This window comes from Mycobacterium sp., from assembly GCF_032162105.1.
Lineage (GTDB): Bacteria > Actinomycetota > Actinomycetes > Mycobacteriales > Mycobacteriaceae > Mycobacterium.
This window is the reverse complement of sequence record NZ_JAVRPS010000459.1, coordinates 1-9,604: the sequence shown is the minus strand read 5'-3', so window position 1 is coordinate 9,604 and position 9,604 is coordinate 1. Positions and strand designations below refer to the sequence as shown.

Annotated in this window: 10 protein-coding genes; 6 read left to right on the top strand and 4 right to left on the bottom strand. The window is 69.2% G+C overall.

From position 1 onward, the window contains the following. Positions 1-66: 66 nt before the first annotated feature. The gene (locus tag QOC69_RS23610; RefSeq protein WP_526444148.1) at positions 67-576 is read right to left on the bottom strand and encodes a PH domain-containing protein; all 510 of its coding nucleotides are present in this window, start codon (positions 574-576) and stop codon (positions 67-69) included. Between QOC69_RS23610 and QOC69_RS23605 the strand changes: the two genes are divergently transcribed. The 5 genes from QOC69_RS23605 to QOC69_RS23585 are packed head-to-tail and all read left to right on the top strand — an operon-like array spanning position 575 to position 6,493. Then, positions 575-1,489, top strand: coding sequence for an SDR family oxidoreductase (locus tag QOC69_RS23605; RefSeq protein ID WP_526444146.1), 915 nt, complete (start codon positions 575-577; stop codon positions 1,487-1,489). The genes QOC69_RS23610 and QOC69_RS23605 overlap by 2 nt on opposite strands. A 3-nt stretch (positions 1,490-1,492) precedes the next feature. Next, positions 1,493-2,686 carry a molybdopterin molybdotransferase MoeA gene (moeA, locus tag QOC69_RS23600; RefSeq protein ID WP_526444144.1) on the top strand — a complete coding sequence of 398 codons (1,194 nt, stop codon included), beginning with the start codon at positions 1,493-1,495 and terminating at the stop codon, positions 2,684-2,686. A gap of 41 nt (positions 2,687-2,727) precedes the next feature. Continuing rightward, positions 2,728-3,441 (top strand): phosphatidylserine decarboxylase, encoded by a 714-nt coding sequence (locus QOC69_RS23595; protein WP_526444142.1) that lies wholly within the window; start codon positions 2,728-2,730, stop codon positions 3,439-3,441. Then, positions 3,438-4,289 carry a CDP-alcohol phosphatidyltransferase family protein gene (locus QOC69_RS23590; protein ID WP_526444140.1) on the top strand — a complete coding sequence of 284 codons (852 nt, stop codon included), beginning with the start codon at positions 3,438-3,440 and terminating at the stop codon, positions 4,287-4,289. Before QOC69_RS23595 ends, QOC69_RS23590 begins: the two co-directional genes overlap by 4 nt. Before the next feature lie 26 nt (positions 4,290-4,315). Beyond that, on the top strand, positions 4,316-6,493 hold the full coding sequence (locus QOC69_RS23585) for an AAA family ATPase (RefSeq protein WP_526444150.1): 2,178 nt from the start codon (positions 4,316-4,318) through the stop codon (positions 6,491-6,493). Between the two features lie 9 nt (positions 6,494-6,502). On the opposite strand, the gene QOC69_RS23580 is transcribed toward QOC69_RS23585, so the two are convergent. Together QOC69_RS23580 and QOC69_RS23575 are read right to left on the bottom strand one after the other, a co-directional pair. Further along, a complete protein-coding gene (locus QOC69_RS23580) occupies positions 6,503-7,555 on the bottom strand; it encodes a class I SAM-dependent methyltransferase (RefSeq protein ID WP_526444138.1) in 1,053 nt (350 codons plus the stop codon). A gap of 140 nt (positions 7,556-7,695) precedes the next feature. Further along, the gene (locus QOC69_RS23575; RefSeq protein WP_526444136.1) at positions 7,696-8,145 is read right to left on the bottom strand and encodes an SRPBCC family protein; all 450 of its coding nucleotides are present in this window, start codon (positions 8,143-8,145) and stop codon (positions 7,696-7,698) included. A 91-nt stretch (positions 8,146-8,236) separates the two neighbouring features. Between QOC69_RS23575 and QOC69_RS23570 the strand changes: the two genes are divergently transcribed. Continuing rightward, on the top strand, positions 8,237-8,665 hold the full coding sequence (locus tag QOC69_RS23570; RefSeq protein WP_526444134.1) for a DUF1707 domain-containing protein: 429 nt from the start codon (positions 8,237-8,239) through the stop codon (positions 8,663-8,665). 417 nt (positions 8,666-9,082) lie between these two features. Here QOC69_RS23570 and QOC69_RS23565 read toward each other — a convergent pair. Continuing rightward, positions 9,083-9,604: hypothetical protein (locus tag QOC69_RS23565; protein WP_526444132.1), on the bottom strand; the 522-nt coding region annotated here is incomplete at its 5' end.

Here is a 9,604-nt window from a genome sequence, read left to right as displayed (position 1 = left end):
ACACCTCGTGCGCCGGATGCACCAGCAGCATCCGCGGACTCAGCCTGCGCCACTGCACCGCAGCCGTCACGTGGCATCCCGATCGCCGAGCGCGGCGATGTCGGTCAGCTGCGCGGCGATCCGGTCGGCTACCTCGGAATCCAGCGCGACGATCCGTACCGCGCCCGCCGACGACGCCGTCGTCACCGTGACGTCGGCCAGGCCGAAAAGCCGGTCGAGTGGGCCCCGGTGGGTGTCGACGGTCTGCACCCGCGAGATCGGCGCGATGCGGCGCTCCTGCACCAACCAGCCGGACCGCGTGTAGACGGCCTGCGGGCCGATCTCCCAGCGATGAACGCGGTACCGCCACACCGGCGCCACCATCACGAACGTCACGACCCCGACCACGGTCGCGGCGGCCGCGACGGCGTGCAGCCAGCCCAGTCGGGGATCGAGCACGAGCCACACCACTTGCGCCACAGCGAGCAACGTCCATGGAATGGCGGCCGCAAGCGCCCAGACCACGGGGGCCCTGCGGCTGGGCGGATTCGCGGGATCGACGAGTGTCAGCATCGGTTTGAGTATGGTCTTGCTCATGAGCGCCAACAGCAAGTGGACGGCCGCCGACGTGCCCGATCAGACGGGCCGGGTCGCCATCGTCACCGGCTCCAACACCGGCCTGGGCTACGACACCGCCCAGGCGCTGGCCGCGCATGGAGCCAAGGTCGTGCTGGCGGTGCGCGACACCGACAAGGGCAATGCCGCCGCGGCCCGCATCGTGGGTACCAGCCCGACCGCCGACGTGGCGGTCCAACCGCTGGATCTGGGTTCGCTGCAGTCGATCCGGACGTCCGCCGAGGAGCTGAAGGCGGCGTACCCGCGGATCGATCTGCTGATCAACAATGCCGGCGTGATGTACCCATCGCCGAGGCAGACCACGAAGGACGGCTTCGAGCTGCAATTCGGCACCAACCATCTGGGGCACTTCGCGCTGACGGGGCTGCTGTTGGAGAACCTGTTGCCGGTCGATGGCTCCCGCGTCGTGACGGTCAGCAGCGTCGGCCATCGCGTACTCGCCAAGATCCACTTCGACGATCTGCAGTGGGAACGCAGCTACAACCGGGTGGCGGCCTACGGCCAGTCCAAGCTGGCCAATCTGCTGTTCACCTACGAGTTGCAGCGTCGGCTCGGTGGGCACAACGAGCCCACGGTCGCGGTCGCCGCGCATCCTGGCCTGTCCGACACCGAACTGGCGCGGCACATGCCGTCCGTTTTGGTCCCCGTGGTGAGGCTGATGTCGCAGAGTCCGGCGATGGGCGCGCTGCCGACGTTGCGGGCGGCCACGGACCCAGCAGTGGAGGGGGGCCAGTACTACGGACCCGACGGCATCGGTGAATCGAGCGGGCACCCGAAAGTCGTCAAGTCGAGCGCGCAGTCGCACGACCAGGACATCCAGGGCAGGCTCTGGACCGTGTCCGAAGAGCTCACCGGCGTCAGCTACCCCCTGTAGTCCATGCGATCCGTCGAAGAGCACCAGCGCGTGGTCGCCGGGCTGATCACCCCTCGTCCGCCGGTCACCGTCCGCCTCGGCGACGCACTCGGCCTCGTCCTGGCCGACGACGTCGTCGCGCCGTTGTCGTTGCCGGGGTTCGACAACTCGGCCATGGACGGTTACGCCGTCGTCGCCGAGGACATCGCCGACGCCTCGGACGCCCATCCGGTGAAACTGCCGGTGGCCGAGGACATTCCCGCGGGGCGCACCGACGCGCTCACGCTTGAGGCGGGTACCGCACACCGGATCATGACCGGCGCGCCGCTTCCTGCCGGGGCGACGGCGGTGATCCCCGTCGAGGCCACCGACGGTGCCACCGACACCGTCACGATTCGGGCGAGCGCACGGCCCGGGCAGCACGTCCGCCGCGCCGGGGAGGACGTCACGGCGGGCACCACCGTGCTGCGGGCGGGGCAGGTACTCACCCCGGCTGCGCTCGGGCTGGCCGCGGCGCTCGGCCTCGGTGAGTTGAACGTCGTTCCGCGGCAACGGGTTCTGGTGATGTCGACCGGTTCGGAACTGGTGGCACCCGGCACGCCGCTTCAGCCCGGCCAGATCTACGAGTCCAACGCCGTGATGCTGGCCGCGGCGACCCGCGACGCAGGTGGCGAAGTCACCACCGTCGCGATGACGTCCGACGACGTCGACACGTTTCGCGCCACGCTTCAGGAGCACGCGGGCGACGCCGACCTGATCATCACCACCGGCGGCGTCAGCGCCGGCGCCTACGAGGTGGTCAAGGACTCGCTCGGCGAGGAAGTGGAGTTCGTCAAGGTCGCCATGCAGCCCGGCATGCCGCAGGGCGCGGGAAGCGTGTCGGGGACGCCGATCATCACGCTGCCCGGCAACCCGGTCAGCGCCCTGGTGTCGTTCGAGGTGTTCATCCGAGCGCCGTTGCGCGCGGCGATGGGCCTTCCCCACCCGGAGCGCTCGCGGAGCACCGCCGACCTCACCGAGTCACTTCGCTCGCCGGGCGGCAAGCGGCAGTTCCGCCGCGGCGTGCTCGACGCCGAGAAGGGCACGGTGACGAGCTACGGTCCGCCTGCGTCGCATCATCTGCGGTGGCTGGCGTCGGCCAACTGCCTGCTCGAGATCGACGAAGACGTCGTCGACCTGGCGGCCGGTTCACCGGTGCGCGTCTGGGACCTGGCGTAGCCGTCACCGCCCGGCACGTCCGTACGTAGAATCGAGGCGCCATGGCCAGACCCGCGCGACCACCCGCCGATGACCAGCAATCCGAGATCACACGATTCGTCGACCTCGTCCGGTCGACCATTCCGCCAGTGCACCCCGCAGGCCTGCCGTTCGTCGCGGGCGGCCTGGGTCTGGCCGCCGTGGGTCGTCGCCACCGGTGGGTGCGCACCACCGGCCTGACTGCGGCGGCTGTGTGTGCGGCGTTCTTCCGGCACCCGCCGCGCGTCCCGCCGACGCGGCCCGGCCTGGTGGTCGCGCCTGCCGATGGACGGGTCACGCTGATCGACAAGGCCACCCCGCCTGCCGGCCTCAACCTGCCCGACGTCCCGATGACCCGGGTCAGCATCTTCCTTTCGGTGTTCGACGCGCACGTGCAGCGGGCTCCGATCGGCGGCGAGGTGGTGACCGTCAAGTACCGGCCGGGCCGGTTCCAGTCGGCGGACAAGGAATCGGCCAGCACGGAGAACGAGTGCAACAGCGTGTGGATCCGCACGCCGGACGGCGTCGACGTGGTCGCGGTTCAGATCGCCGGGTTGATCGCCCGCCGGATCGTCTGTTCGGCGCGTCCCGGCGACAAACTCGCGCTCGGTGACACGTACGGCCTGATCCGGTTCGGCTCGCGCCTGGACACCTACTTCCCCGCCGACGCGGAGGTGCTCGTCGAGATCGGTCAGCGCGCCATCGGCGGCGAGACCCCGTTGGCGGCACTGGCGTGAACGGCAACGCCGGCAAGCGCGGCCTGCGCATCCTGCCGAGCGCGACCACGGTGCTGGCCATCTGCGCGGGCATGACCTCGATCAAGTTCGCGCTCGACGAGAAGCCGTGGATCTCGCTGGCCCTGATCGGCGCTGCCGCCGTCCTCGACGGTATCGACGGCGGCATCGCCCGCGCGCTGAACGCCCAGTCCCGGATGGGCGCCGAGATCGACTCGCTCGCCGACGCGGTCAACTTCGGGGTGGCGCCCGCACTGGTGATCTACGTGACGATGCTGCAGCACTCGCAGGTCGGCTGGATCTTCGTGTTGCTGTACGCGGTGTGCGTCGTGCTGCGGCTGGCCCGCTTCAACGCGCTTCTCGACGACGACACCCGACCGGCCTACACCCGCGAGTTCTTCACCGGCATGCCCGCCCCCTGCGGCGCGGTCGGGTCGATCGGCCCGCTGGTCGCCATGATGGAGTTCGGCCACGGTTGGTGGACGTCGCCATGGTTCGTCTGCGCGTGGCTGGCGGCGAACGCCGCGCTGCTCGTCAGCCGGGTGCCCACCCTGGCGCTGAAGGCGATCTCGGTGCCGCCCAACGCCGCGCCCATTCTGTTGATCCTCGTCGCGGCGGGCGCCGCTGGACTCCTGCTGTTCCCGTACATCCTGGTGCTGCTGATCATCGCCGGGTACCTGTGCATCATCCCGTTCACCATCCGCAGCCAGCGCTGGGTTGCCGCGCGCCCCGAGGCGTGGGACGTCGAACCGCGTCAGCGGCGTGCCGTCCGCCGCGAGGCGCGACGTGCCGCGCCCTATCGCCGCTCGATGGCGCGGCTGGGCCTGCGCAGACCGGGCTCCGGGCAGTGACGCAGACCGATCTCGAATCCGCGGAGATGCCGCTGTCCCACCTCAGGTTGACGGCCCGACTCAACACGTCGGCCGCGGACTCGCGCCGCGGCGTGGTCCGCCTTCATCCGGAAGTCATTGCCGCGCTGGGGATCCGGGAGTGGGACGCGATATCGCTGACGGGTGCGCGCACCACGGCGGCGGTGGCAGGCCTCGCCGCGGCCGACGTTCCTGCGGGAACCGCCCTGCTCGACGACGTCACGTTGTCCAACGCGGGCCTGCGGGAGAACACCACGGTGATCGTGGCGCCCGTGACGGTGTACGGCGCGAAGTCGGTGACGCTGGCCGGATCTAGGCTGGCCACCCAGTCGGTGTCGCCCGCGACGCTGCGACTCGCGTTGCTTGGCAAGGTGATGACGGTCGGCGACACCGTGTCGCTGCTGCCGCGCGACCTCGGCCCCGGCACGTCGACGTCGGCCGCCGCCTCGGCGCTGGCGTCGTCCGTCGGCATCACCTGGACCTCGGAACTGCTCACGGTCACCGGCGTCGACCCGGCCGGTCCGGTGAGCGTGCAGCCGAACTCGTTGGTCACGTGGGGCGACGGCGCGGACCTGGCGGCGGAGTCCACGACGGGCCAGCACACCGTCACCCCGCCCAGCCTGACGCCGGCCAGCCCGCCCATCCCCGTCGATGACCTCAGGGGCGCGCACCTCCAGGCCGGTCGGCTGGCCGAGTGGCTCAAGCTCGCCCTCGATGAACCCAAACTCCTCGAAACCCTTGGCGCCAAGCCCAATCTCGGTGTGCTGGTGTCTGGACCCGCCGGCGTCGGGAAGGCCACCCTGGTACGCGCGGTATGCGCGCAACGGCGCCTTGTCGAGCTGGACGGCCCCGAGGTCGGGGCGCTGCGCGCCGAGGATCGGCTGGCCTGCGTGTCATCTGCGGTGGCGACGGTCCGCGACGGCGGCGGCGTGCTGCTCATCACCGACGTCGACGCGCTGTTGCCGTCCACCGCCGAGCCGGTCGCCACGCTGATCCTCACCGAAGTCCGTGCCGCGGTGGCGACTTCGGGCGTAGCGTTCATCGCGACGTCGGCGGTGCCCGACGCCGTCGACGCGCGGCTGCGGGCACCCGATCTGTGCGACAGGGAGCTGGGGCTGAGCCTGCCCGACGGCGCCACCCGCAAGGCGCTGCTGGAGGTGCTGCTGCGCGGAGTTCCTGCAGAGGGCCTCGAACTCGACGAGATCGGCGAGCGGACACCGGGTTTCGTCGTCGCCGACCTCGCTGCGCTGGTTCGCGAGGCGGCACTGCGCGCCGCGGCCCGCGCGAGCGCCGACGGAAATCCACCCGCATTGACGCAGAACGACTTCACCGGTGCCCTTTCGGTGATCCGCCCGCTGTCCCGGTCGGCCACCGAAGAGGTCGCCGTCGGGTCGGTGACACTCGACGACGTCGGCGACATGGTCGAAACCAAGCAGGCGCTCACCGAGGCGGTGCTCTGGCCGCTGCAGCACCCCGACACATTCGCCCGCCTCGGCGTGGATCCACCGCGCGGAGTGCTGCTGTACGGGCCACCGGGCTGCGGCAAGACATTCGTCGTGCGCGCTCTCGCCAGCACCGGCCGGTTGTCCGTGCACGCGGTCAAGGGCGCCGAACTGATGGACAAATGGGTCGGTTCGTCGGAGAAGGCCGTGCGCGAATTGTTCAGGCGCGCCCGCGATTCGGCGCCCTCACTGGTGTTCCTCGACGAGATCGACGCGCTGGCGCCGAGGCGCGGCCAAAGCTTCGACTCCGGTGTCACCGATCGGGTGGTGGCCGCCCTGCTCACCGAACTCGACGGCATCGACCCGCTGCGCGACGTCGTCGTGCTCGGCGCCACGAACCGCCCCGATCTGATCGACCCCGCACTGCTGCGGCCGGGCCGGCTGGAGAAGCTGGTGTTCGTCGAGCCACCCGACGCGCAGGCGCGCCGCGACATCCTGCGCACGTCCGGGAAGTCGATCCCGTTGAGCCCCGAGGTGAACCTCGACGAGATTGCCGACGGACTCGACGGTTACAGCGCCGCGGACTGCGTGGCGCTGCTGCGCGAGTCCGCGCTGACCGCGATGCGGCGGTCGATCGACGCGGCCGACGTCACCGCGTCCGACGTCGAGAAGGCCAGGGCAACGGTGCGTCCATCTCTGGACCCCGTGCAGGTGGAGGCGCTGCGGGCATTCTCCGAAGGCTGAAGCTCGTAACTACGGACGGGCCTCCAGGACCAGGTTGAACGGTGTCTCGGTGGCGCGCCGGAAACGCGTGAAACCGCCTTCGTCGACCACGATTTCGCGGAGCCGCGCTTCACCTGCCTGAGCGCCGATCGCGGGACCGTTGCGTGCGAGTGAGACGGGCACGCAAATCTGCGTTGACGCGCCGTACATCACCCTGCCGACCGGGTTGAGGTTGTCCTCCACCCGGTCGTTCGCGAACGGTTCCACGATCATCGCCGTGCCGTCGTCGTTCATCGCCTGGCGCGCGTGCTTCGACACGTTGACCGGATCAGCCATGTCGTGCAGGCAGTCGAAGAACGCGATGAGGTCGAAACCCTTCTCCTTGTAGCCGACCGCATCGGCGACCTCGAATCGCGCGTTGGACGCGCCGGCCGCCGCGGCCTTCTTGCCTGCGACGTCGATCGACTCGGGGTGGTAGTCATACCCGATGAACTCCGAGTTGGGGTAGGTCGTCGCCATCAAGATGGTGCTGGCGCCGTGCCCGCAGCCCACGTCGGCGACCTTCGCCCCGCTCTGCAGTTTGGCCACGACGCCGTCCAGCGCCGGCAGCCAGGCGCCGATCAAATTGCTGTTGTAGCCGGCGCGGAAGAACCGTTCGGTTCCCTCGAACAGGCACGGATGGTGCTCGCCCCACTCCATGCCGCCGCCGGACTTGAAGTTCTCCAGCGTGTGCCCGAGGGCGTGAAAGGTCGCCTCGACGATGTTGTATGCACCAGGCATGTCGACCGGACCGTCCGGGTCGGTCAGGCACAGCGCCTGCTCCGGGCTCAGCGACCACTCTCCGGATGAAGCGTCGTACTGCACGTATCCCCCGGCGCCCTGGTTGCCGAGCCATTCGCGCACATAGCGCTCATTGGTACCGGTGCGTTGGGCCAACTCGCCCGGAGTCACAGCGCCCTTGGCCAGTTCGCGGTACAGGCCGAGCCGATCGCCGACGAGGATCAACGTCGCACTCATCGCGGCCCCGAGATCACCGACCGCCTTGCCAAGGAACTCGTTCAACTTGTCTTCGTCGACAGCCATGGTCCTGCTCGTCTCATTAGTCGGGTCTGGTAAACCCATGGTGATGGCTACGTCAGGCGGTCGTTGGACATTGACCCGATCAGTGCTTATTCGCCTGAATCGGATTCTTTAGCGAAGCTCAGGAGTTTGGCGGGCGCCGATCAGCCCTGTTCGGCGAGCGCGCCCAGTCTGTCCACGGACGCCTGCAAGCGGTCCGCCGTGGTGGCGCGGGCGCGCTCCATGCGCTTGGCGTCCGCGAGCCGGGACCAGTCGTAGGTATGGGTGACGCGGGTGTGCGAGGCATCCACCGGTTCGAGCTCCCAGCGCCACAGGTGGCCCGGCGGTGTCCCGCCCGGTTCCGAGGGCCGCCATGCGATGAGCCGGCCCTCGTCGAATTCGACGACGTGGTTCTCGCGGACGGTGCCCAATGTCAGCGTCATGGTGAACACGTCGCCGACGGACCGGACACGCTGACCGGCGGACGCCTCGGCGAGGTTGTCGTTGCCGTCCCACCGCGGCTGCTGCGCCGGATCGGCGATCAGCTCGAAGATCACCGCTGCCGGGGCCGCCACGTTCCGGCTCGCACTGACCACCCTGCACTCGTCGGACACGACTGCCATTGAACCCGACCCCTTGACACTCCCCTACCGACATGTCACAGTAGGAGTATACAACTAGGCAGCGTCAAGATCGGAGTTCGACATGACCACCCTCGCCAAGACATCGACAGGCGTCCGCGCCGGTGACCAAGATCGCGAGAACACCGCGAACCTCCTCGGCCAGGCGCTCACCCAGGGTTACCTCGACATGCCCGAATACGAACGCCGGGTGCAGTCCGCGTTCGCCACGAACAGCACCGCTGACCTGCGCCAACTCCTGGCCGACCTGCCTCTGGCGCACCTGCGTCGCAGCGATCCGCGCAGGCGCGCCGCCCGCCAGCGGGCCGCCCGGATGTCGGTACGCCTGCACCTCGCCGGGTATCTGACGATGGTCGTCATCGTGCTCACCGTGTGGCTGGCCGTCGGCCTGTCGGCGGGCGCCTGGTACTTCTGGCCGATCTGGCCGATCCTCGGCGCAGGCATCGGCGTGCTCGGTCACGCGATCCCGATCAAACTCGCGATGCGGGCTTAGCGATCCGGAACATGCCGTGTGGCCGTCGCGCTGTTGGCCGAGCTGGTCGTTGAGGTCGAACGGTTACGGAATCTACTGGCCGAGGCGTACGCGCAGCGATGACGCCACGCACGATTATCGGCACGGAGGAACACATGTGGTGTAGCACTGCGGCCCTGACTTCCCGCTCCGCATTGAGATGCGCGAGGAACTGGAAGTCAAGCCCATCGGCACATTCTCGCTGGCAGGCGTGACGCCCAAGTTCAGCGCCATCAAGCGCGAGTGGCCCCATGCCGTATGCGACAACTGCAAGCGCGAGAGTCGCGGCAACCCGACGTAAGTCTGCGTTAACGGCGCGCGCCCCGTCTCAAGCAGTCACCCCGAGATCGGCGGACCACCCCCGCCCCATGGTGGCCCGCCGATCTGCTCCTACTGGTTCTAGGCGCGCTGCAGTTGCTGCACGTTCTGGCGTGCCTGCTGCGCCTGTTGGTCGGCCTGGCTGGCCAACTCGTGTGCACGGTTGGCCTGGTCCTCCGACGCCTGGGCCTGCGTGTTGGCCTGTTCGGCGTTCTCCTGAGCGTTCTGGGCTCGTGAATTCGCCTGTTGCGCATCGTTTTGCGCCTGCTGAGCCTGTTGCCCGGCCTGGTTGGCCTGGTTCTGGGCATTCTGGGCGCGGGTGTTGGCCTGATTGGCTTCGTTCTGCGCCTGCTGGGCCTGCTGGGCGGCCTGGTTGGCCGCATTCGCAGCCTGCGACGCGGCCTGGTTGGCCTGGCTGGCCTGGTTCTGTGCCTGCCGGGCGGCATTCTGCGCCTGCTGCGCGTGAGCCCTGGCCTGCTGGGCCTGCTGGCGCGCTCCCTGGGCCTCCTGCCGGACCATGTCGACCCGGTCCCGGACCCGATCCACCTCCTGGCTGATGTGCTCTCGGGCAGACAACTCCCTCAGCGCACGAGTGTCCTGATC

Coding starts and splice junctions, on each gene's coding strand:
- QOC69_RS23605 (WP_526444146.1), top strand. CDS start 575: ATGAGCGCCAACAGCAAGTGGACGGCCGCCGACGTGCCCGATCAGACG.
- QOC69_RS23610 (WP_526444148.1), bottom strand. CDS start 576: ATGAGCAAGACCATACTCAAACCGATGCTGACACTCGTCGATCCCGCG.
- moeA (WP_526444144.1), top strand. CDS start 1,493: ATGCGATCCGTCGAAGAGCACCAGCGCGTGGTCGCCGGGCTGATCACC.
- QOC69_RS23595 (WP_526444142.1), top strand. CDS start 2,728: ATGGCCAGACCCGCGCGACCACCCGCCGATGACCAGCAATCCGAGATC.
- QOC69_RS23585 (WP_526444150.1), top strand. CDS start 4,316: ATGCCGCTGTCCCACCTCAGGTTGACGGCCCGACTCAACACGTCGGCC.
- QOC69_RS23580 (WP_526444138.1), bottom strand. CDS start 7,555: ATGGCTGTCGACGAAGACAAGTTGAACGAGTTCCTTGGCAAGGCGGTC.
- QOC69_RS23570 (WP_526444134.1), top strand. CDS start 8,237: ATGACCACCCTCGCCAAGACATCGACAGGCGTCCGCGCCGGTGACCAA.